The sequence below is a fragment of the Schaalia sp. JY-X159 genome (assembly GCF_014525425.1).
Classification (GTDB): Bacteria; Actinomycetota; Actinomycetes; order Actinomycetales; family Actinomycetaceae; genus Scrofimicrobium.
Genome location: NZ_JACEXI010000001.1, coordinates 240,954 through 261,227, shown reverse-complemented (window position 1 = coordinate 261,227; position 20,274 = coordinate 240,954). Strand labels below are relative to the sequence as shown.

Genomic DNA, 20,274 nt, shown 5'->3' with positions numbered 1-20,274 from the left:
GGCTTCTGCGATGCCCAGTAATAAGCTTGTCGTTGGTATTGACAGTGGAGAGACTAAGACGAACGTTCTCGTAATGACAACGGGCGGCGAGTTGGTCGGTCGCGCCACTTCCAGTGCCAGGTTGAAGGGTATTGACGATGCAACTGAGGCGCTGAATGGTCTTGTCACCGGGATCGTCGACAATCCCGACGTGGTACATGCATCGGTATGCCTATCCGGACTTCACTTGGACACGGAAGCGTCACTGTTCCGCCAGAGGCTTCGCAGGTTCGAATGGGCCCGCAATGGTTTGGATATTGAGCCGCAACCTCTAGCAGTACTTCGCAGTGCGACTCTCAACCCCAATGCAGTGGCTGTTTCGTGTGGCGTGGGGTCTACCGCGATTGCGACAAATGACAGGGGCGAGAAGTGGACCTTCGCTTCCATGGGTAGTCTCTCCGGAGACTGGGGTGGAGGCATCGGACTGGGCAAGGCTGCGCTGTGGCATGCGGCCCGCGCCCTCGACCGCCGCGGACCGAAAACCGCCCTTACTGAAGAGATTGAATATGAGTTCGACATGCCCGTCGAGGCCGTGATTGCGGCACTGTACCGCGGGGAGATGCCCGAAGTCGAACTAGGCCGAATGGCGCCGGCGGTGTTTTACGCTGCTGACAGGGGTGACCGGGTCGCTCAGCAACTGGTGGAACGTCAGGCATCCGAGGTCGTCGCCTATGTTCGGGCCGGAACCGATGCGCTGAGTCTGACGGGTGAAGTGGACGTGGTGCTAGCCGACAGCATCCTCGCTGCTCGTAACCCTAGCCTGCTCGACCAGGTCGAGGAGGGAGTTCTGCAAGTGCTACCGGAAGCCCAGATCCTACCCGCGCACGGAGAGGCTGTGGTTGGGGCAACCCTCTTGGCGCTGCAAAGCGCAGGAGCAGATCGCGCGGCTATCGAGAGGGCAGCTGCAGCGTTCTAGTCCGCTCGGCCGTAGTCACGCACTGCATCGAGGGCGCGCTCCATGTCCAAGACTTTGAGATAAGGGAGCGGGTTGAGCTTCATCTTGATCACGTAGTCTGTCAGCTGCTCCTTGACTATCTCGATAAGCTCCTCAGCGTTCCAAGGCTTGGCAATGTAGTGGTCCAGTTGGGCATCATTGACAGCTCGAACCGTGTCTTCGAGGTCTGCTTGACCTGTCACCAGTACCTTTCCCGTGGCCGCAAGGTCCGGGTCATGTGCCATCTCAATCATGAAGTCGACGCCGGTGGTCCCAGGGAGTCTGTGGTCGCACAGGGCGACGGCTAAGAAGTCACCGTCATCAAGGATCTCTCCAATCACCTCCCAAGCGTCCTCGACATCCTCTGCTGGTTCAATGCGGATCGTTGGTGCCAGTTGCATGAGGTCCCGTTCAATCGCCGCACGGACTTCGGGTTCATCCTCAAGAACAAGAATTGAGAGTTTCACTGTTCCTCCTTAGTGGGAAGATCGACAACGACTGTGGTGCCATCTGCCCCTGTGTGAATGCGCATGGTGCCATGGTGTCGGCCAACAATGGTCCGGGTGACACCAAGCCCAATTCCCATGCCATAGCGAACCTGGCCCGACTTCGTCGTGAAGCGCGGCTCGAAAATCCTCGGCAAGATTGAATCGGGTATACCCGGCCCGTTGTCTGTTATCTCTACTCTAAGCCAGCCGGGGGTGGGTTCGCTGGTTCGAATGGTGATGACCCCTGGCTTTTGGTCTGCCGCTTCAACAATCGCTTCAGCAGCATTGGTGAGAATGTTCGTCCACACCTGTGCCAGCTGACCCGGGTGCCCTTCAAGAGGCGGCAGGTCAGAGTACTTGCGAATCAGCTGGATCCCGTCCAGCTTGTGCGGCAAGAGGCGGACTGCGTCATCGATGCTTTCGTGCAGGTCTATGCCAGTGACCGTGTCGCCGTCGGGGCGCGCGTAGGATCGCAGCGATGAAACTAGCTGGGTGATCCTGGTTGAGGCAGAACGAAGGTTGCGCAGCCCAGTGCCAATAGAAGCAGCCTGGCGGGCACCATCAAGGGAGAGGTTCGAACGGGATGTCAGTCGTTTTGCCAGATCAAGGTCCCGGATACCTGCAAGAGCCAGCTGCTGAGCAACTGCGGGGTCACCCGTAACCTTGGTTAGGTCACGACGCAATTGGCGCTCGGCGCGCGTTGATAGGGATGGCGCTTCCACTCCGCTGCGCAGGGCTCGGCCGGCGAGATCGGACCACTTCTTGTTTGGGGCAGTCTCTACCAGTCCGAGGACATCGTCACCCAGGTGTTCACTGATTCTCTGAATCGCTGCCATCGGGTTGTTCAGTTCGTGGGCTATCCCCGCGGCGAGGGTCCCCAGGGAGACAAGTCGCTCTTGGGCTGACAGCTCCGTGCGTGCCTCCTCCAAATTCGTGAGGGCTGTTGCCAGTTGCGATCGTTCAGTCTCCACCTGTTCGGAGAGTTCCGCGTTCTCAATGTGCAGTTCTTCGGCTCGCCGCAAACGACGGTCCAGGGAGCGAATGAAGAGGGTCGCCACCAAGAGGACAATGTCCGGGTGTCCTTCAATGGAAGAGTTTAGCTGCTCGACGGTCAGACGAACTCCGGTCACCGGGCTGGTAGTAACTGCATTCAACAGGGCCCGACGGCCTTCGGATACCGCCAGCAACCCGATTATCCGCCCTGTCGATTCCTCATGCATGACGATGTCGCCGCCCGGGCCCTCATGGATCAGCGCAACGGATCCTTCAAGGATGATGGTGACTTCCTCAACCCAGGCTCCCTTGGTGGTGAGGCGAACCCCGGCGGGCAGCGTGATGCGGGGCTGCGCGCCGAGGGAGAGCTCAATCCGGCGCAGAATCTTCTGGATAATCTCAGAGTCTGTGAAGGGCTGATCAAATAGAGAAGAGACCTCTGGGGTCGCCCCAATCTTCTGATGCTCATGGAAGAGTTTGATTTGGGCCCGCATGCTGCGCAGGAAAGCCTCAATGCGGAGGTCTTCTGTGAACCCAACCCAATCTAGGTTGCCCGTGTCGACAAGCCAATCAACGCCCTTGATGCTGAGGCTTGTGGAAAGAACGACGATTCGGGTCTCGCGGAACGCCTCACATCCCGAGAGGGGTCTGATCAGTTCGTCCGCAGGAGGAGTATCGTCTCCGACCACCACAACCAGCAGGGCAACCGGCTCTGTAGAACAAGCCGTATCAGCGCCAGCCACACATCCGAACGCAAGTGCCGCGTCCTCGGCGCTTCGGTACGCGACCGTTTGACATTGGTCGCCAAGATCCTCACGAAAGAGGCGAGCCAAACTTGCCGGATACTCGCCCTCGCCGACCACCACAGCAAGGGGCAGCACCTAAACCAACCCCATGATGTTCCACAGTGGCGGCATCGCGAGGGCTAGGAGCAGTGTCGCAACGATGCCGACAATGACCCCCACTATTGCCATGTTCTTCACCGAAACCATGCCGGTGGAATACGCGATGGCGTTCGGTGGAGTTGAGATCGGTAGCGACATCCCCAGCGAGGTCGCGATTGCCACAACCCCCGCGATCATCATGGTGTTGGTTCCGGGCAGCGCCACCGACAGCGAAATAGCCAGTGGAACCAGCAGGTTGGCAGCTGCCGAGTGAGACATGACATTCGCAAAACCCAGTCCGATCATACACAGGACCACGATGACTCCGACTCCACCCAGCGCGTGCCACCCGATTGAGTTCACCAACCAGGCGTCAAGCCCGGTTGCTCCCACCCCGGTGCCGAGGGCGATACCGCCAGACACCAGCCAGAGAACGGGCCAGTCCAGCTTCTTGACGTCTTCTCCGTCCATGACGCGCAAGCAGAGAAGTAGAGCCACCGGAATGAACCCAACCGTGTTGGAAGAGATCCCGTGTACCGGTTCAGTCATCCACAGGATGATCGTTAGGGCTGCGACCGCGTAGAAGATTTTGGCCTTGTTCGTCATGTTCCAGTCGGCTTCAACCTCGAGGTCGATCTTCTGCCCGCGAGGGATGAACAAGAGACAAATCAGCATCCACGACGCAACCAGGATCACGATGGCAAAAGGGGCCGCCATCATCGTCCAGTGAGCGAATGAGACATCAATTCCCTGCGTGGAGAGAGCACCGATCGCAATAGCATTCGGTGGGGTACCCACGGGCGTGGCGATTCCGCCAACGTTGGCGGCCAACGGAATCGCGAGTGCGACGCCGGCTCGTGCCTTGGGGTCCTTTATGGAAGTCAGGATGGGGATCACAACTGCGAACATGGTCGCCGTGGTGGCGGTGTTTGACATGAATGCGGAGAGAATACCGGTAATCAGCATTAGTCCAAGCACTGTGGAACGCGCTGAACCCGCAAACGGTTTGAGCATTACGGCCGTGATGTTCTTATCAAGCCCGTACTTCTCTGCTCCGTCAGCGATCATGAATCCGCCAAGGAAGAGGATAATCACCGGGTTGGCAAGAGCCGCAAAGTAAGTGGAAGCCGGAAGGGCCGCCTCGATAAGTTCGGGGTTGCCACCGGTCGGGTCCCACAGGGCACCTTGGGCGACCAGCAGCACTTCCAGGAGAATGACGAGGACGGCCGTTGCCGTCAGGGGGACCGCCTCGGTTACCCAGAAGACGATGGCGAGCAGGAAGATCGCCAACATCCGCTCCCCCGGTGCATCCAGGTTTGGAATATCAACGATGAAGGGAACGAAGAAGGCTGCGATACCAAGGACGAGGCCGACCTTTTGGACGGGCTTCAACCCGGGAGCAGTCCCACGCCCAGCCCGGCTGCCGCGCTCGGCCCGCCCCGCACCAGCACGCTCGGCCCGCCCCGCACCAGCACGCTCGGCCCGCCCCGTGCGAGCTCGCTCGGCCCGCCCCGCACCAGCACGCTCGGCCCGCCCCGCGCGAGCTCGCTCGGCCCGCCCCGCGCGAGCTCGCTCTGCACGCCCCGTGCTGGCCTGTCCCGCACCAGCACGCCGCGCACTGCTCTCGCGAGACTGCTGCCTTTCCGATTGCTTGTCTTGCGTGGGCCGTGTCGCGCCAGTGTGCACGGGTGTTCCCGAGGATTTCTGTGGTGGAGACGAGTTCGTAGCGCCATCGTCAGAGGGACTCATATGCTTGAGGATACGGCCTCAATTTTCCCGTGGCGTAGGCCCTAAGGCCAATGCGCGTAGCGAGGACAAGAGGATACTGGAAGAAGCTTTGATTCTTCGTGTTGGCAGGACAGGGATATGGGAGCAAGAGCAAACTCGTCCCGGCTATGGGTAGTAACAGGTGCGGCCGGATTCCTCGGCAACAATGTGGTTCGAGAGCTGCTCGCAAAGGGAGAGCAAAGGGAGAGAGTGTGCGTGCTGCGGTCTATATGGGCCAGGAACACGCGGTCCAAACACCTCCCGCCATCCCACCGTCTGACAAAACATTTCCGGCCCTCCCACCACGCGCAGACTCGGTACCCCCGGCGCTTGTCGACCTCCAAGATGATGAGAACCTGGAAATTGTTCGAATAGACGTACGTGACCTTGCGTCCGTGCAGCAAGCCTTCACGTCCAGCGATCTCCCCGTGTGGGTGGTGCACTGTGCCGGCATCGTCTCGATTGCGGGCAAGGTTACTCCTCTAGTCGAGGAAACAAATGTGGGTGGCACAGCCAATGTGGTTGTTGCAGCGCGATCAACGAGCGTCGAAAGGTTGGCTTACATCTCAAGCGTGCACGCCATGCCTGAAGTTGACGGGGTCGCTCGGGAGCTTGATCACGCCGAGGACTTCAACCCAGATGCCGTGCACGGTGAGTACGCGAAGACCAAGGCCGCTGCAACGAGCATTGTCCTTGGTGCCACAGATCTCTGGCGCGTCGTAGTTTTCCCTTCAGGAATGGCTGAACCCCACGACTTCGGGGATACACACCTGACCCGGCTGGTGCGGGATGCAGCATCGGGAACCCTCTTCATTTCGGTCAAGGGAGGGTATGACTTCGCGGACGTACGGGACATAGCGGAGGCGACAATCGCTGCAATCGAGAAGGGACATAGTGGGCGCACCTACCTGTTGCCGGGACACTACTGACCGGTAAGTAAGCTCGTATCGGCGGTCGCTTCTGCCCAGGGACATTTCCGACCTGCAGCTCTACCACTGTGGATTGCACGCACAATCGCACCGCTGGCGGAACTCATCGCGCGGCTCCGAGGCACGGCCACCCTGTTTACCAAGTACTCGCTACGGGTTCTTGCCGAGCCAGGAAGGTTCTCAAGCACACGAGCACGCCGGGAGCTCGGCTACGCACCGCGCCCACTGCAGGACACGATCCGTGACACTCTGGATTGGGTAACCGCTCATCCGGCCGAGTAGTCTTCGCCTAGAACATGCCCATCAGAGCAGAGAATCCGCCGGAAATGAACGTGATGATGGTGCTACCGAAGGTGAAGATGATGGTGATGATCCACGCGAGCGAACTGTTCTTCTTGTACCCGGCCAGCGGACGCCCCCACTTGTCGGTCTGTGCGCCAACTAGGGTCATGATCAGATCTATCAGGTACCAGACGCCAAAGCCGCCCAGGGTCACCAGTTTGAGGATGCCCGTGCCGACTTTCCCCAGGTAGAAGCGGTCAATCCCAAAGTAGCCAAGAAGCCACGAAAGCAACCACGTGACGACGAACGATTTGGTCGGCTGCACGACTACGTTACTCGGGTATTGATATGTCATGATCGCTCCTCAGAGTTTCTTGTGCGTGCCCAATGTCGGGCGCTGTCACGGATTACATCACATTTTCTCACACCGGGGCACACACCTCACACCCCGCATCAAAAAACAACGCAGAACTCGCATGAATCGGCACTACGCCAACGCCTGAGGCGAGTGTGATGCCGCTGCCCATGCCTACATCGAGTGCAACGGCAGCTGTGATGGCGGCGCCTATGCCTACAACAGCAAGGGTGCTTGCTCACCAGCGTGCCCGTGGCCACGATCGGGATCGAGCAATAGCGCGCCACTTCCAGTAGTGCCCCGGATTCCACTGGCACTCTTCTCAGAGCCAGTGTCACTGCCCGTACTGCCAACTCTCCGAGTTGGCCACCACCGCCTGTCAGGGTCCTTCCAGCGAGGCGGACGCACCTCCGGAACACCGTTCTTCATTCGCACATTCCATCCGGATTCTTCGATGTGGCGATGATGGAAGTAGCACAGGAGAACCCCGTTGTCAGTATGGGTCGGTCCATTCAGAGCATGCGGAGTTACATGGTGTACTTCGCACCACTGCCCAGGGACATCACAGTTGGGGATGACGCATCCGCCATCCCGCGCCAGGATTGCGCGACGCTGGTGGCCAGTGAACGTCCTCTGCTGATTACCTAGGCTGATCAAAGCGCCGCCGGGATCCACGGAGTAGAACTGCACTGCCCCAACACAGGCCGCGTGCTCCACTGCCAATCCTGAAGTGCTGACTGGTCCGTTGTTTGTGTGGACGACTCCGGCGCGACGCTGCTCCATCGCTTCACGACTTGTCTGAATCATCACTGTAGATGCGGCGCCCCCAAGAATGGGCACACCCAAGGTGGCAGAGGCAGTGGTGGCGGCTGTCGCCGCGGCGACATTCAGTATCGATGCGAAAGCATCATGTCGTTTCTGCCCGGGATTCCGACGATCAAACGCATTATCTCTGCTGTCAGATTCATGCGTCACCCCCGGGGCTTCACCTGCTTGCCCGGCACCATCGCAATGAACAAGCGCATCTCTGCCGCGCCCATAGCCCTCTAGCGTGATCCGAGCCCGTGGTGACGTAATTGCATTGGTCATTGCTTCAAGAGCTGCTGCTACTTCTGGTAGCAGACTGCCCCGCATCGAAACGAGCCCTTCGACCTGCCGGCCAATCACCAGAAAACGTCCCTTTGTCACATCACGGTCCGCATCAACCGCCCTGCGAGGATTCCACGAGTCCGATGCCTGACTACAGGCCCGCCGCACCTCATCCAAGTGCGCCTCCCGGCCCGTTCCAGGGATGTCAGTACCCCTACCTGGCCCTGAACCCAAGGCGCCGCAGAGGCTCCCATCGCGGATCTGCCTTTCGACAGCGCCATAGTCAACGCCTGTGGTATCGACACCCATCGCTACACCAATCAGATGCGACTCCATCTCTTTTCCCGCGGCTCCTCCAAGCTCTTCATGCCGCTTCAGCGTGTCGACAATCTGCACGGCAGCCGCTTCAGAAACCTGCCCTTCCTCAACCGCGGCGGCAACAAGCTCGCACGGCGGAGCAGAGCCGAACTCTCTGCCATCATCCCCGGGAGTAATCGCGGCAGCCAACCGTAGTCGCTTTCGCGCCTCAGCCATTGAGGAACCCGTCAGGTCACGCACCAGCTGCGCAGCTCCGCCAAAACCTACCGCGCCAGCGTCGCTGATTGACCCGTCAGTGATACGCCGGTCCAGCACGCCGGCGCACGCCACCCCCACGCCCTGGATTCTCTTCACCAAAAATGCCGTAAAGCGTGCGAGTTCAAGCACCTCCACGTCGGTGCCTGTACCGATTTGCTCCGCCGTCGGCAGCAGATCATCAACGTGTTGCAATTCCGCAACGGTCTGCGCGAGTCGCATCCCCATGGCCGCCACCCCCTTCATAGAGAACTAAATCGAACACCTGTTCGACTCATAAACTCTACGACCCACCTCCGACATCTAGACTCCCCAAAAGGAGCCCCCTGCCGCTATTATGGTCTGCATCACACTAATGTCGCAGACCCCGCTCCAACGAAAGAATCTGCTCCCGGTTCGTCAGTAGCGTCAGCGAATCACTCGGCGCCGGCATCGAGGATCTTCAGCATCCGCTCTTCCTGTGTAAGGTGCTCAACACCCAGGCTTTCGCTTGCATCCCCTCGTTGTCGGTGATCAAGCCCCAGTCCGTGCAGACAGTCCCATCAAACCCAAGCTGATCGCACAGCAACCCTGTGAGAACAGACTTGTTGAACCCAAAACGAACCTCTTCATACTGTGAGTCAATCGGCAACGAGGCGTCCTCGTACGGAAAACGAACGTCGTTCACAGTCATCTCAGTGTTCCTCCCCTGCATCCCGCAGCGGCTCACTCCATTCAACCGAATCGTCCTCGTACCAGTTCCATCCGCGACTGTTCCACAGGGCTGCCTGCGCACCCAGGCGGTCAGCGTAGTCACCCCATCCGGTCGCTCCCGGGACACCCCACGCCTTCTCAGCCAGACCGCCCAACCTCGGCAACAGCAGGAACTCCAACTCACCCCGATCCGTGATGGTCTCACACCAGATGGCAGCCTCCATGCCCGCGACTTGGCCATCGGAGACGAGGTCGGGGGTGTCCTCAATTGGATCCCACTCCACGCCCTCACGCAACGAAAGTGGCGGATAGACGGGCAACCCGACCGTCTGCCTCATCTCCTCTTGGATCGCATTGCGAGAGGCATCCCCTTGAGGACGGTCAAAGTAGAGACGACTGGTCGGAGAGACAATCAGTTTCGTTCCCATCTCCAACGCCCGCGGCACGTCTTGCGCCACGTGCGAAAGCGTCTCTGTCAGCACCCCGAGCATTTCCTCGGGAACCATCGCTGTGAGCGCCTCATTGGCCAGTATCGCCCCAGTATCTCGTGCATCCATCCAGTACTGGACAACGTCCTGCCTACTCAAGTTCCCCCGCGCCGCCTCTTGCCACACCACGGCAAGCCGCCCTCGGTCGCGAACCATCTGGGTCGCTCGCTCCATGAATGCCGCGTGCCCCTCCACAGGCATTCCGAACGCCTCATCGCCACCTACGTGGATATAGGCGGTGTTTGGAAACTGCGGAATGATGTCGTCGAGGACGTCCCCCACGAACTCCCAGGTCTCCGGACGCCCGGGATCCAGCGTCCCCACCGCAAGCCCGGGCGCAATATCCCCGGAGAAACCCTTGGTGGGAGCCAGTTCAGGGTACGAACGGAAGATCGCCCCAGTGTGCCCTGGCATGTCGATCTCCGGGACAATGGTGATGAAGCGGTCGGCCGCATACTTCACCAGTTCGGCCATCTCAGCGACGGTGTAGAACCCACCGGGCCGGTCCCCGATGGCGCCAGTGGACCCCACCTCGGTCAGCGCGGGGCGTGACGGCACCTCGATGCGCCATCCCTGGTCATCGGTGAGATGCACGTGTAGCACGTTGAGCTTATGAACGGCGAGCATGTCGATGACGCGCCGCACCGTCTCGGGCCCGTGGAAGGTACGAACGACGTCAAACGAGAGTCCCCGCCACGCATATCGTGGGCCATCGACGACCTCGATCACGGGGAGGGTCGCGACCCCGTCCGACACCCCTGCAGCAATCAGTTGGCGCAGCGAGGTTAGCCCGCGGAACACGCCCTCCGGGGTGGCCGCCCATACCCGCACGCCCTCCGTCGTGATTGCGAGGCCGTAACGTTCGTCTGCCTCTGCGTTACCATCAGCCCGGTTCCCACTCGCCCTCGCTACAGCGTCAAGCCCCTCACTACTCAACTCAACTGTGATCACAGGCGACGCGCTGTCCGAGGGCGCAAAGGTCAGGGAAATCCCCGATTCCTCACCAACCTCGTCAACAAATAACTGGATGACTCCGGCCAACTGTGGTGGCGCCCCGACCTCGCCCGAAGTGAGCACAAACGACCCACCTCCGACGACGACATGAACGGGCGCGGGAACTAGCGGAATTGACATAATCTCCAAACCTTCCTGTCAGATTCCGACAGAGCCCACGGTCTCCCGTGCATTCACAAACGCCGCAACCGCCGCTCGCACATCGCCTTCACTGTGCGCCGCTGAGATCTGCACGCGAATCCGCGCCTCCCCCTTCGGAACCACAGGGAAACTGAATGCAGTCACATACACCCCTTGGCGCAGCATCTCCGCCGCCACAGCGGTGGCCTGCCGCGCCCCGTCCTCGCCGGGGAACATGACGGCAATGATCGGGTGACTTCCGGGCAGAAGCTCAAACCCGGCCTCATCCATCAACTTACGGAACAGGTTCGCCATCTCTTGCAAGTGTTCACGCGCGTCGTCGGCCTCCTGCGCGATCGCAATCGCCTCACTCGCCCCCGCCACAATCGACGGCGCCAGAGTGTTTGAGAACAGGTAGGGACGCGCCCTCTGCCGCAGAAGATCAATGATTTCCTGGTGCGAAGAAACGTAGCCGCCAGATGCGCCACCCAGGGCCTTGCCGAGCGTGCCCGTGAGGATGTCGACGCGATCTTCCACGCCGCACATGGCGGCGACACCGCGACCTTCCGGCCCAACGAAGCCTGTGGCGTGGGAGTCATCCACCATCACCAAGGCGCCAAACTCGTCCGCCAGATCGCAGATTTCCGGAAGCGGTGCATAGTACCCATCCATGGAAAAGACGCCATCGGTCACGATCACAATAGTCTTCGCGCCCGCTTCGCGCGCCGCCGCCAACTGAGCGCGCAGATCCGCCATGTCCCTGTTGGCATAACGGAACCTCTTCGCCTTGGAAAGACGAATCCCGTCGATCAGAGAGGCGTGGTTGAGAGCGTCCGAAACGATGGCGTCCTCTGGGCCAAATAGAACCTGGAAGATCCCCCCGTTGGCGTCAAAGCAGGAGGAGAAGAGGATTGTGTCATCCCTACGCAGGTACTGCGAGATCCCGTATTCGAGGGCGAGGTGCTGCTCCTGCGTCCCACAGATAAACCGCACCGACGACAGTCCGTAGCCCCACTGGTCCAGCGACTCTTTACTAGCCGCCACAATGCGCGGATCGTCGGCAAGCCCCAGGTAGTTGTTTGCGCAGAAGTTGAGCGCCCGACCCGAAAGAGTTTGCACGAGGGCGCCCTGCGGGCCCATCAGCGGACGCTCGTCTTTGTACAGGCCAGCGTCGCGAATGCTCTGCAACTCCGCGGCGACCTGCTCTTTGTTTGCGTACATTTACTTCTCCCAGTCCATGATGATCTTGCCGGCCTGCCCGGATCCTGCGGTTGCGAAGGCGTCCTCGAACTGCTCCGGTGTGAAGCGATGTGTAATCACGGATCGCAATGTCTCACGGAGTTCTGGTGAGGTTTCCGTCAGGAATGTGGCCAGATACCAGGTGTCGTACATTTCGCGCCCATACACGCCCTTGATTGTGAGCATGTGGGTGATGACTTTGTGCCAGTCGATGGCGAATGGCTTAGTGGGCAGGCCCAGGAGCGCCAGTGTGGCCCCGTGGTTGCAGAAGTCAACCAGGGTTTGCAATGCTGCGGGTGCCCCGGACATTTCCAGTCCCACGTCGAATCCTTCGCGGATCCGCAACTCAGCCATGGCGGCACGCAGTTCGTCGCCGTTGGGCTGCAACGCGGCATCCGCACCGACGCTCCGCGCCATCTCAAGGCGGTCTTCGTTGAGGTCGGTGATGACGACGTGGCGCGCCCCGGCGTGCTTGGCGAGGGCGACACACATGATTCCGATCGGCCCGGCCCCGGTGATGAGAACGTCTTGCCCGGTGAGTTCCACCTGCTGGCAGGTGTGAACAGCATTGCCGAGTGGGTCGAAAAGGGCTCCCAGTTCGGGGTCAATCGTGTCGGGTTGAACCCAGACGTTCGAGGCCGGAACCACCACGTAATCAGCAAATGCGCCGTCCCGGTTAACACCGATTCCAGCCGCATTCAAGCACATGTGGCCGCGCCCGGCCCGGCAGTTGCGGCACCGCCCGCACACGACGTGCCCTTCGACGCTGACCAGTTGCCCGACTTTGAGCGCGTTGGGCCCCTCCTGGTTCGCTACGCCCTCACCCAGTTCAACAATGGTTCCGGAGAACTCGTGACCCAGCGTCTGCGGCGGCGTAAGTGATCCGGGTGCTCCGCCATCCCAGCGGTAGAGGTGCAGATCCGTCCCGCATAGGCCCGCTCGCTTGACGCGGATCTTCACGTCGTCCCACCCCGGCTGCGGCTCAGGTATTTCGACTAGTTCAAGTCCTGGACCTTCAGTTACTTTCCTTAGCGCGCGCACGCGGCCTCCTACAGCCAAATCAACGCCGACAGACAAAAAACACTGAAACGACCTCCAACGCAACTTCGGTGAGTAACCTGTCATGGCTACCGGACCTATTGTACGAGGGCGCCCGCGCCCCCTAAACCGCCCTCTCCCACAATCCGCACGACTGCGCTAAAGCGCGATCAACCTCTCAGCGGATCTGGACGACTCGCCCTTCAGAGCCCCATGCGCGGTCCGCGGTTAACACCGAGACACCCATCCGCTCACCTAGCGCCAAACAGAGGCGGTCCCCCAGCGACAGTGGAGTCTTTGGGTGCCACAGCCTAGCTGCAACCAATGCGTCCTCAGCAGTCACTGCCACGACCTCTACGCCGTAGCTTGCAAGCACCGCTGCCGCGACATCGCAGTCGGCCCCCCGCGTGCGGATCTTCTGCAGCACCTCAGACCAGTTTGCCGCACCGATAACGCCGCCCGCCAACTGCCTCTCAACAATCTCGCTCCCCTGCTCTCCGGCAAGGAACGCTAGGACCGCAGATGCGTCGAGGACAATCACTCGTCGCCACTCTGCTCGGCCTTGGCTGCCTGTCGCCGCTCGTCAATAAGCTCGTGGACCAGGCTCTCTCCCGCCAATTGGTCACGAAGCAGGTCTAGCGCTTGCCGACGGGTCGCAATCAAGACACCCTTGGACGTTTCCACCAATACAAGAGAGTCACCTTGCTCCCAGTTCTGGCTTGCGCGGAGCTTAGCCGGCAGCACTAACCGCCCTCGGTCTCCCAACGGCGCAACAAATGTGGTACTCATGCATGAACTGTACCACCACGAACCTCGGCGTGGAACAGAGCGCCGTGCCTCCCACTCGCCATCTTCCGCCGCGCCGGATCACCACACTGAACCCTCGGCGACGGCCCCGCCAGATCACACAAGGCCGAGGAACCGCTCAAAGAACCCCGTCAGCCTTTCGATGACTCGTCGCTTCGTTACCCCGTGCTGACCACCCCGACTAAAACGCGGCACAGGGGGCAGCACCGAAGTGATGTCGGTGCCCGAAGTCCGCAGCGCCCCAAGCAGGTCCCCCACCAGCTTTTCGTACTCCACGTAATAGTCGCTGAAGGGTTTCAGAAGGACGATCCCCTTGGCGTCCTTGTTTCCGAACAGTTCCAATGCCGCATTGGTTTCGTCTTCCAAGTTGCGGAACGCCACGATGTTGCCGTACGTCTTCACCGAGTTGAGGATCCGGTTCGTCCGCGAGTAAGCCTGGATGAGGCCGTGCGCCCGCACACTGAAATCCTCCTCTTCCGCTTCACAGCGAGGCAGTGTTCAACCACCTCCTTGTGCATCGGAGAGAGTTAGGGCATTAGTTCCCGGTTGGAACGCAGCTGCGACCTCGCGCGGCGGACAATTACCAATTCTTGGTATGCTTGGGTCATGGCTCAGAACACCTCAATCAGCTTGGATGATCACTACTCGGGCTTCCTCTCCAGGGAAGTATCCTCGGGGCGCTATCGGTCTGCCAGTGAGGTAGTCCGTGCAGGCCTGCGGCTACTGGAAGATCAGGAGACTCAGATGGCTGCCCTCCGCGCGGCCCTGGTGACCGGCGAAGAGAGCGGGGCGCCAGAGGTTTTTGACTTTGAGGCCTTCATCGCGGCAAAGAAGTCGTGAGCCGGTATCGTCTCACTCCGGCCGCGCAACGGGACCTTTCGTCGATTTGGGACTTCACGCAGGGACGCTGGGATGCGCGTCAAGCCGAGACCTACGTTACTGAGATAAGAGCGGCACTCGAGCGCATCGCTGACAACCCAGGCCGCGGTCACACCTGCGATGAGATCCGCGTTGGCTACCGCAGATACTCCATTGGGAGCCACCTCATTTTCTATGTTAAGAGGCCCGATGGAGTGGATGTCATCCGGATCCTGCATCAGAGAATGGACCCAACACGACATCTTTGAGGCGGGCCCCGAGCGTGGGCTCCATCGGACCACCGCTAGTTGCCCGGGTCTGTAGATGCAGCCTTCCGCTTCTCGTTCAGTTCCTTGGCCTTCGCGGTTGCGGCCTTGAGCCCCTTGATGCTCACGTCCCGCACTTTGGCTGGGGTCTTGAACTCGGTTGCCAGGATGGAGAGGCCACCTATCGCCACAAGTGCACCGGGGCCCGGCAGCGGCATCATAACCACGCCCAAGGCCGTTGCTCCGCCACCGACAACCCCAACCGTGGTGCGGTAAGCGCGGTCCGCCTTCGGATTATTGGCGATCGCCTGTCGCGTGAGGCGCCCAACCTGTCGGAAGTACCCTTCCTCTGTTGGCGGACTCTCACCCTGCATGTTTGTGGCGTACTGCTGTGTAGGGCGGGCTTCTGACGCCCTGGGATTCTCTGTGTTCTGCGCCATATCATGATCCTACGGAACAACCACCAGCACGTACACCCACGGAACGGACTTCCGCTACCAGAGTGGAGCGACCCCATGAGACAACTTCGGTACGCGATCAACGTGACCCTGGATGGCTGTTGCCATCATGAGGCAGGACTTCCCCCAGATGAGGAATCGATGCTGTTCTGGACTTCTCAGATGGATGGAGCAGATGCACTCCTGTTCGGTCGGATTACCTACCAAATGATGGAGGATGCGTGGCGAAAACCCGAGGGCGGAGCGTGGCCAACGTGGATGGAAGAGTGGGAGATCCCGTTCGCAGAGGCCATCCACAAGACGGAGAAGCACGTCGTCTCGAGCACCTTCAACACAGTCGACTGGAATGCCGAACTAATCCGGGACGACCTCGAACACGCTGTCCGGACCCTCAAGGAGCAGCCAGGCGGCTACCTACTGACGGGTGGCGTGACGCTTCCGTTGGCACTGGCCGACCTGGGGCTCATCGATGAGTATGTCTTCATCGTCCAACCCATCCTCGCGGGCCGTGGCCCAACTTTGCTATCGGGATTGCAGGCACTGATCAACCTTGAGCAAGTAGGCCGCCGCGAGTTTGCCTCAGGGGCAGTCGCCCTCCAGTTCCGTCCTCGTCGCTAACCCGCTTCCCGCGGCGCCCAGATCCACGCCAAGACCGCGGCAACAGCAAGGAAACCGCATGCGAGGACGACAACGGCTCCCCATCCTCCCGCGTCCCAGGCCGTCGCGAAGATGACTGCCCCCACTGACGCACCCACGTAGTAGGCCAGGTTGTACCGAGCAGCGCCAGCCGAAGGTTGCGCCGACAAGCGGGCAGCCGTCGGGTTCGCAAGGGCGTGAACCGCGAAGAACCCCGCTGAGAGCATCACAAGTCCGAGGACGAAGCTCCACAGTTGCGGGATCAAGGACACAGCGAGTCCGCCAGCCGAGCATGTCAGGGCAGCCACGTGAATTGTTCGGGCCGGGACGCGAGCAGATACTCGACCCACCAGAGAGGATGTGAGTGTTCCGGCCCCGTACGCAAGGAAAAGAAGAGAGATCATCGCAGGGTTCATGAAGAGCGGCGCGGCAGCCCCCCGGAACGCAGCGGCGTTGTAAACCCCCGAATGCACAGCCATGCCGCAGAAGGCGAGGGCGTACATAACCCGGCGTGACGCGACCGACCGATCCCCACGAACGGACGGGATCACTCGAGGTCGAAGAGGTGCGGCGCTTGGCAGCAGTAGATGTGCCAGGCCCCCAACTGTCGCAAGGAGAACTCCCGCACACAGCAAACCCATGTGCCAGGAGCCAAGCAGGTCCGTCAACGCACCCGAGAGGATCCTTCCCCCCATGCCACCCAACGTTGTGCCAGCGATGTAGAGCCCACCCACACGCGCAACCGCCCTGGGCGCCACGTTGTCAACCACCCAGGCCATAGCCGAAACGAGAACCGCGGCAATACCTAGTCCCTGGATGAAACGTGCCAAGACAAGCGCCCACCACGGCGTCAACACGCCCAGCGACAATCCGGCAACGGTGGCGAGGGCGAGCCCCGCAACGATCATCCGCCCTCGCCCCCACCTAGCGCTTGCGGCACCGAGTGGGAGCACCCCGACAGCAACACCCAGCGTCACGGCGGACATCAGCCATGAGGCGTGGGCTGCACTCAGCGCGTACTGCTCCGAAATAACGGGTAAGAGTGGTTGAGGCGCATACATTAGGCCAAGCGTTGCAACCCCGACAAGCAGCAGCGCCAAACGCGCCCTGCCGTAGTCGGGGTGGCCTGGTGCCAATCCGAGTCCTACGTCGTTGATAATTACCCCACCCCTTCTGCGGTTCTCACACTTCCGGGCTATGGTCAAAGACATGACCTACATGCCTTCCAAAAGGATACGCCGCGCCCTCGACATCACGGCTGGCGCCCTAATTATCCTGCTCCTTATCGGCATCATTTGGCTTGATATTGCGTCAGGCGTGTGGGCGGAAACCGTCATCCTTTCGGGCATTGCCGCTGGTCTTCTGACTTTCCTTCTGACGGCTCTCTTCATCGACCGGTGGGTGGCAGCTCGGGAGCACCGCAAGTGGTCTCCGGTGACCCGTCTGGCGCTGACGGACATCTTGCACGCACTTGCGGATGACGAACACAGTGACATCCGGCGCGGACACATCGCGCCACGCACGCTCACCATTACCGCCCACCCCACAGCCGCACAGCTCGACGCCCTTCTGCACGAAGTCATCCGCGAACGTGAAGACATCACCCAGGCACTGGCGCGGTGGTCGCAGTTTCTCGCGTCTTCCGCGGACGTACAGGCACTGATGAACCACATCGCCGATCTTGCCGAAAGCCTCGACGACATCCGTGATTGCGTCGTTGAACTTGAGTCCGGCGTGCAGAATGCGGACGAGGGCGAGGCCGACTTACACAGTGAACTCACGGCCTATTCCAAGGCCACCGAGCGCACGATTACCGAGATCGCCGCTATTCAGTCACGCCTGAGGGCGGAAAACAACTGAGGTCCCGCTAGATCCTGGCCAACGCCGCCACGATCAGCCCGCACGCCTCCGCATCAGATTCGGCGCGGTGGTGGTCAAGTTGGTAGCCGGGAACCAGAGCCTGGGTAACGGTCGGTAGCTTGTAGTTCTCAAGGCCCGGCACCAGGCCTTTCGCGGTGCGGTATGAGCAGTAGAAGTCATGCGGCAGAGTCGAGCAAGCGTAGAAGTCGTCCAACGCCTTCCACACTCCAGCATCAAAGGACGCATTGTGCGCAAAAACCGGGGAGGCCCCGCTGAACTGGGTAACCTGCTGCGAAACTTCCGCCCACGAGGGCGAATAGTAGACATCCTGCGCGCTGATCCCATGGAGGTAGGTGAACTGGAACATGTTGAACCCGGGTGGGGGTGCAAGAAGCGTTGCGAAACGATCCACAATCCGCCCTCGCTCAATGCGCACCATGGCAATCTGGCATGCCGATACTCGACTGGTGTTGGCAGTTTCAAAATCGACGGCCACAAACGAGGGCGTGGCGAGGACGGCGGCGGGAGCAACCCACTTGGAAGACGCGGGATAACGATTACGCATCCATTCATGCTACTCAACGGCAGTCGCCGCGCCTCTCGCCACCGCAGAAGCTGTTGATTACACTGAGATCTGCTACACAACCTTAAGGCAGACCTTGGATCTGACGTCGCCCGACCTCCAATCCACACCGCGAAGGAGCGCACCAAAATGTCCGAAAAAGACGGAAACACCTTCTCAGAGACCTTTACCGTTGCCACCGAGAACCTGGCAGACAAGATCAAGGAGCTTGTTGAGCAGGGCAACGCCCGCAGGGTCATTGTCCGCAATAAGAAGGGCAAGGAACTTGTCAACGTTCCACTCACCGGGAGTGCCATTGCCGGGGGCGCATTCGTCCTCGCAGCTCCCCTTGTTAGCGCAATCGGGGTCATCGCAGCCCTAGCCTCATCGGTGCAGGTGGAAGTGATCCGCGATGAGCCGACAACGCCTTCGGGAGCCACCGAAGAGACCATTGCGATCCAGTTGACCCCGTACGCCGAAAACAACGACTAGCCGAAGGCTTTCGCACTCACAGTGAAAGGATGGCCTAGCAATGGCCTCAGAAGAATTCTCAGGACCAGTCGACTACCTTGTGTTCGCATTTGACCAAGGCGCCGATATAGGTCTGGGTCTGCAAGCTCTGCTCGATCGCGTTGACCAAGGCATTATTGAGGTCCTTGATATTGAGCTCATCAGCAAGGATAGTGCGGGCCATCCCTCAAAGGGCCAGTTCGCAGATCTGTTGGACGTGACAGGTTTTGACCTTGATCTCCTCGAAGGTGTCTACTCAGGCATTCTCGACGCAGAAGACCTAGACACCATCGTTGCAGACTTGGAAGAGGGCCAGTTTGCGGTGGCGATCGTCTACGAGGACCGTTCCCTTGCAACCGCAGCCGCAGCATGGGTACTGGCCGGAGGGGCTGAAGTCCTCTCTGGCGGAGTTGCCATTGCCGACCTCGAACGCGCACTAGAAGAGAAGAGCTAGACATGAGCTTGCTACGCACAGCCGCCAGGGCCCACGTTGCAACCAGAGTAATCGGCAGCACTCACCGCCGCCAGCAGCAGCGCTGGGCGGCCCAAGATGCAGCGATGGCCGGAGTAAACCAGCCTGTCCAGGCTCAGAGCGCGCCGCCGGTACCTGTCGCCCCGGCGTCACCGATGCTCGACCAGTTAGCACAGCTCGGAGCGCTCCGGGACGCGGGTGTCCTCACCCCGGCAGAGTTCGAGATGCAGAAACAGCGGATCCTCGCAGGGGGCTAGCACCCAGGTGGTCAGACTAGGTCTGCCACCTGTGCGCCCATGCGGTATGCGAGGACCTCACCAGATTCCGCAACCTTGCGTTCCAACTCTTCAAACCCAAGATGCCTGTAGAACGCAAGGGCGTCCTGGTTGGCTGCCCCAACACCAATAGAGAGACGCTGCACTCCACGGTCACGCAGTGCTGCGGCAAAAATGGCGATCAGTGTGCGACCGAGGCCGTGTCCCTGGGCCGCAGGGAGCAGATCAATATGGAACTCCCCGGGGTGCTTCCGCACGACCTCATTCAGTTGGTCTTCGGGGTGCTCACCACGGCCGCGCACTTCAAGATCAGCGCCGGTCCAACCATCATCAACTGGGAGTAGCTCCTCAAACCTGGGAGCCCAGTCCCCCGCCCACCACTCAACAAGCGCGGTGACGTTCGAGGTGCCGAGAATATAGCCCACAACCTCACCGTCAGTGGCATCGTCCTCGGCTGAATCCGCCACAACCACCCACGCCAAGTCCGGCTCGAAAACCACGTAGGGGTAGGCATAGATGGCGGGGAGCAAGTCATCATTGGCATACATCCCGGTTGCGTCGCCACCGCTATCGCCGGTCTGTACGCAGACTCTTCCGACACCATCCCAGTCCGCAGCTTCGTAGGGGCGGATCATCAACCCGCCC

Annotated in this window: 25 protein-coding genes; 9 read left to right on the top strand and 16 right to left on the bottom strand. The window is 60.4% G+C overall.

The window, feature by feature from the left end; genetic code table 11:
- Window positions 1-10: 10 nt before the first annotated feature.
- Window positions 11-955 carry an N-acetylglucosamine kinase gene (locus IDL90_RS01125; protein WP_187994049.1) on the top strand — a complete coding sequence of 315 codons (945 nt, stop codon included), beginning with the start codon at window positions 11-13 and terminating at the stop codon, window positions 953-955.
- Here the strand turns inward: IDL90_RS01125 and IDL90_RS01120 are convergent.
- From IDL90_RS01120 to IDL90_RS01110, 3 genes are read right to left on the bottom strand one after another with little or no spacing between them, the layout of a single operon-like run.
- Window positions 952-1,440, bottom strand: coding sequence for a response regulator (locus IDL90_RS01120; protein WP_187994048.1), 489 nt, complete (start codon window positions 1,438-1,440; stop codon window positions 952-954). The genes IDL90_RS01125 and IDL90_RS01120 overlap by 4 nt on opposite strands.
- The gene (locus IDL90_RS11640) at window positions 1,437-3,335 is read right to left on the bottom strand and encodes a sensor histidine kinase (protein WP_187994047.1); all 1,899 of its coding nucleotides are present in this window, start codon (window positions 3,333-3,335) and stop codon (window positions 1,437-1,439) included. Before IDL90_RS11640 ends, IDL90_RS01120 begins: the two co-directional genes overlap by 4 nt.
- A complete protein-coding gene (locus IDL90_RS01110) occupies window positions 3,336-5,087 on the bottom strand; it encodes a DASS family sodium-coupled anion symporter (protein ID WP_187994046.1) in 1,752 nt (583 codons plus the stop codon).
- Between the two features lie 230 nt (window positions 5,088-5,317).
- Between IDL90_RS01110 and IDL90_RS01105 the strand changes: the two genes are divergently transcribed.
- Window positions 5,318-6,034, top strand: a complete 717-nt coding sequence (locus tag IDL90_RS01105) for an NAD-dependent epimerase/dehydratase family protein (protein ID WP_187994045.1) — start codon at window positions 5,318-5,320, stop codon at window positions 6,032-6,034.
- A 289-nt stretch (window positions 6,035-6,323) separates the two neighbouring features.
- Here the strand turns inward: IDL90_RS01105 and IDL90_RS01100 are convergent, their stop codons facing one another.
- From IDL90_RS01100 to IDL90_RS11785, 9 genes are all read right to left on the bottom strand, one after another.
- Entirely contained in the window at window positions 6,324-6,671 is a 348-nt protein-coding gene (locus IDL90_RS01100; RefSeq protein ID WP_187994044.1) for a TM2 domain-containing protein, read from the bottom strand.
- 216 nt (window positions 6,672-6,887) lie between these two features.
- A complete protein-coding gene (locus IDL90_RS01095) occupies window positions 6,888-8,561 on the bottom strand; it encodes an HNH endonuclease signature motif containing protein (RefSeq protein ID WP_187994043.1) in 1,674 nt (557 codons plus the stop codon).
- Between the two features lie 214 nt (window positions 8,562-8,775).
- Complete coding sequence (locus tag IDL90_RS01090; protein WP_223175097.1) at window positions 8,776-9,006, bottom strand: glycoside hydrolase family 3 N-terminal domain-containing protein; 231 nt, start codon at window positions 9,004-9,006, stop codon at window positions 8,776-8,778.
- 1 nt (window position 9,007) lies between these two features.
- Window positions 9,008-10,648: a beta-N-acetylhexosaminidase gene (locus tag IDL90_RS01085; RefSeq protein WP_187994042.1), complete on the bottom strand. Its 1,641-nt coding sequence runs from the start codon at window positions 10,646-10,648 to the stop codon at window positions 9,008-9,010.
- Window positions 10,649-10,666: 18 nt separating this feature from the next.
- Window positions 10,667-11,869: a glycine C-acetyltransferase gene (locus IDL90_RS01080; protein WP_187994041.1), complete on the bottom strand. Its 1,203-nt coding sequence runs from the start codon at window positions 11,867-11,869 to the stop codon at window positions 10,667-10,669.
- On the bottom strand, window positions 11,870-12,928 hold the full coding sequence (gene tdh, locus IDL90_RS01075; RefSeq protein WP_187994040.1) for an L-threonine 3-dehydrogenase: 1,059 nt from the start codon (window positions 12,926-12,928) through the stop codon (window positions 11,870-11,872).
- A 175-nt stretch (window positions 12,929-13,103) separates the two neighbouring features.
- On the bottom strand, window positions 13,104-13,466 hold the full coding sequence (locus IDL90_RS01070) for a type II toxin-antitoxin system VapC family toxin (RefSeq protein ID WP_187994039.1): 363 nt from the start codon (window positions 13,464-13,466) through the stop codon (window positions 13,104-13,106).
- Complete coding sequence (locus tag IDL90_RS01065; RefSeq protein ID WP_187994038.1) at window positions 13,463-13,714, bottom strand: AbrB/MazE/SpoVT family DNA-binding domain-containing protein; 252 nt, start codon at window positions 13,712-13,714, stop codon at window positions 13,463-13,465. The genes IDL90_RS01070 and IDL90_RS01065 overlap by 4 nt, the downstream gene beginning before the upstream one ends.
- A gap of 114 nt (window positions 13,715-13,828) precedes the next feature.
- On the bottom strand, window positions 13,829-14,191 hold the full coding sequence (locus IDL90_RS11785; protein WP_398401201.1) for a UvrB domain 3-containing protein: 363 nt from the start codon (window positions 14,189-14,191) through the stop codon (window positions 13,829-13,831).
- A 147-nt stretch (window positions 14,192-14,338) separates the two neighbouring features.
- Between IDL90_RS11785 and IDL90_RS01055 the strand changes: the two genes are divergently transcribed.
- Together IDL90_RS01055 and IDL90_RS01050 are read left to right on the top strand one after the other, a co-directional pair.
- Entirely contained in the window at window positions 14,339-14,572 is a 234-nt protein-coding gene (locus IDL90_RS01055) for a type II toxin-antitoxin system ParD family antitoxin (RefSeq protein WP_187994037.1), read from the top strand.
- Complete coding sequence (locus IDL90_RS01050; RefSeq protein WP_187994036.1) at window positions 14,569-14,859, top strand: type II toxin-antitoxin system RelE/ParE family toxin; 291 nt, start codon at window positions 14,569-14,571, stop codon at window positions 14,857-14,859. The genes IDL90_RS01055 and IDL90_RS01050 overlap by 4 nt, the downstream gene beginning before the upstream one ends.
- 35 nt (window positions 14,860-14,894) lie before the next feature.
- Here IDL90_RS01050 and IDL90_RS01045 read toward each other — a convergent pair whose 3' ends face one another.
- The gene (locus tag IDL90_RS01045; RefSeq protein ID WP_220458719.1) at window positions 14,895-15,296 is read right to left on the bottom strand and encodes a PGPGW domain-containing protein; all 402 of its coding nucleotides are present in this window, start codon (window positions 15,294-15,296) and stop codon (window positions 14,895-14,897) included.
- 75 nt (window positions 15,297-15,371) lie between these two features.
- Between IDL90_RS01045 and IDL90_RS01040 the strand changes: the two genes are divergently transcribed.
- Complete coding sequence (locus IDL90_RS01040) at window positions 15,372-15,932, top strand: dihydrofolate reductase family protein (protein WP_182140921.1); 561 nt, start codon at window positions 15,372-15,374, stop codon at window positions 15,930-15,932.
- Here IDL90_RS01040 and IDL90_RS01035 read toward each other — a convergent pair.
- Window positions 15,929-17,086: an MFS transporter gene (locus IDL90_RS01035; protein WP_187994035.1), complete on the bottom strand. Its 1,158-nt coding sequence runs from the start codon at window positions 17,084-17,086 to the stop codon at window positions 15,929-15,931. The genes IDL90_RS01040 and IDL90_RS01035 overlap by 4 nt on opposite strands.
- A 61-nt stretch (window positions 17,087-17,147) precedes the next feature.
- On the opposite strand from IDL90_RS01035, the gene IDL90_RS01030 reads away from it, so the two are divergent.
- Entirely contained in the window at window positions 17,148-17,810 is a 663-nt protein-coding gene (locus IDL90_RS01030) for a hypothetical protein (RefSeq protein ID WP_187994034.1), read from the top strand.
- A 7-nt stretch (window positions 17,811-17,817) separates the two neighbouring features.
- Here IDL90_RS01030 and IDL90_RS01025 read toward each other — a convergent pair whose 3' ends face one another.
- Window positions 17,818-18,375 (bottom strand): exonuclease domain-containing protein, encoded by a 558-nt coding sequence (locus IDL90_RS01025; RefSeq protein ID WP_182140924.1) that lies wholly within the window; start codon window positions 18,373-18,375, stop codon window positions 17,818-17,820.
- 147 nt (window positions 18,376-18,522) lie between these two features.
- Between IDL90_RS01025 and IDL90_RS01020 the strand changes: the two genes are divergently transcribed.
- The 3 genes from IDL90_RS01020 to IDL90_RS01010 are packed head-to-tail and all read left to right on the top strand — an operon-like array spanning window position 18,523 to window position 19,611.
- Window positions 18,523-18,864: a DUF4342 domain-containing protein gene (locus IDL90_RS01020; RefSeq protein ID WP_182140925.1), complete on the top strand. Its 342-nt coding sequence runs from the start codon at window positions 18,523-18,525 to the stop codon at window positions 18,862-18,864.
- Between the two features lie 40 nt (window positions 18,865-18,904).
- Window positions 18,905-19,336, top strand: coding sequence for a DUF6325 family protein (locus IDL90_RS01015; protein ID WP_187994033.1), 432 nt, complete (start codon window positions 18,905-18,907; stop codon window positions 19,334-19,336).
- Between the two features lie 2 nt (window positions 19,337-19,338).
- The gene (locus IDL90_RS01010; protein WP_187994032.1) at window positions 19,339-19,611 is read left to right on the top strand and encodes an SHOCT domain-containing protein; all 273 of its coding nucleotides are present in this window, start codon (window positions 19,339-19,341) and stop codon (window positions 19,609-19,611) included.
- Between the two features lie 11 nt (window positions 19,612-19,622).
- Here IDL90_RS01010 and IDL90_RS01005 read toward each other — a convergent pair whose 3' ends face one another.
- Entirely contained in the window at window positions 19,623-20,264 is a 642-nt protein-coding gene (locus tag IDL90_RS01005) for a GNAT family N-acetyltransferase (RefSeq protein WP_187994031.1), read from the bottom strand.
- Window positions 20,265-20,274: the final 10 nt, after the last annotated feature.

Excerpts from the sequence above, each read along its gene's own strand:
- IDL90_RS01125 (WP_187994049.1), top strand. The coding sequence starts at position 11 with ATGCCCAGTAATAAGCTTGTCGTTGGTATTGACAGTGGAGAGACTAAG.
- IDL90_RS01110 (WP_187994046.1), bottom strand. The coding sequence starts at position 5,087 with ATGAGTCCCTCTGACGATGGCGCTACGAACTCGTCTCCACCACAGAAA.
- IDL90_RS01100 (WP_187994044.1), bottom strand. The coding sequence starts at position 6,671 with ATGACATATCAATACCCGAGTAACGTAGTCGTGCAGCCGACCAAATCG.
- IDL90_RS01095 (WP_187994043.1), bottom strand. The coding sequence starts at position 8,561 with ATGGGGATGCGACTCGCGCAGACCGTTGCGGAATTGCAACACGTTGAT.
- IDL90_RS01090 (WP_223175097.1), bottom strand. The coding sequence starts at position 9,006 with ATGACTGTGAACGACGTTCGTTTTCCGTACGAGGACGCCTCGTTGCCG.
- IDL90_RS01085 (WP_187994042.1), bottom strand. The coding sequence starts at position 10,648 with ATGTCAATTCCGCTAGTTCCCGCGCCCGTTCATGTCGTCGTCGGAGGT.
- IDL90_RS01080 (WP_187994041.1), bottom strand. The coding sequence starts at position 11,869 with ATGTACGCAAACAAAGAGCAGGTCGCCGCGGAGTTGCAGAGCATTCGC.
- IDL90_RS01065 (WP_187994038.1), bottom strand. The coding sequence starts at position 13,714 with ATGAGTACCACATTTGTTGCGCCGTTGGGAGACCGAGGGCGGTTAGTG.
- IDL90_RS01055 (WP_187994037.1), top strand. The coding sequence starts at position 14,339 with ATGGCTCAGAACACCTCAATCAGCTTGGATGATCACTACTCGGGCTTC.
- IDL90_RS01045 (WP_220458719.1), bottom strand. The coding sequence starts at position 15,296 with ATGGCGCAGAACACAGAGAATCCCAGGGCGTCAGAAGCCCGCCCTACA.
- IDL90_RS01040 (WP_182140921.1), top strand. The coding sequence starts at position 15,372 with ATGAGACAACTTCGGTACGCGATCAACGTGACCCTGGATGGCTGTTGC.
- IDL90_RS01030 (WP_187994034.1), top strand. The coding sequence starts at position 17,148 with ATGGTCAAAGACATGACCTACATGCCTTCCAAAAGGATACGCCGCGCC.
- IDL90_RS01025 (WP_182140924.1), bottom strand. The coding sequence starts at position 18,375 with ATGCGTAATCGTTATCCCGCGTCTTCCAAGTGGGTTGCTCCCGCCGCC.
- IDL90_RS01020 (WP_182140925.1), top strand. The coding sequence starts at position 18,523 with ATGTCCGAAAAAGACGGAAACACCTTCTCAGAGACCTTTACCGTTGCC.
- IDL90_RS01015 (WP_187994033.1), top strand. The coding sequence starts at position 18,905 with ATGGCCTCAGAAGAATTCTCAGGACCAGTCGACTACCTTGTGTTCGCA.
- IDL90_RS01010 (WP_187994032.1), top strand. The coding sequence starts at position 19,339 with ATGAGCTTGCTACGCACAGCCGCCAGGGCCCACGTTGCAACCAGAGTA.
- IDL90_RS01005 (WP_187994031.1), bottom strand. The coding sequence starts at position 20,264 with ATGATCCGCCCCTACGAAGCTGCGGACTGGGATGGTGTCGGAAGAGTC.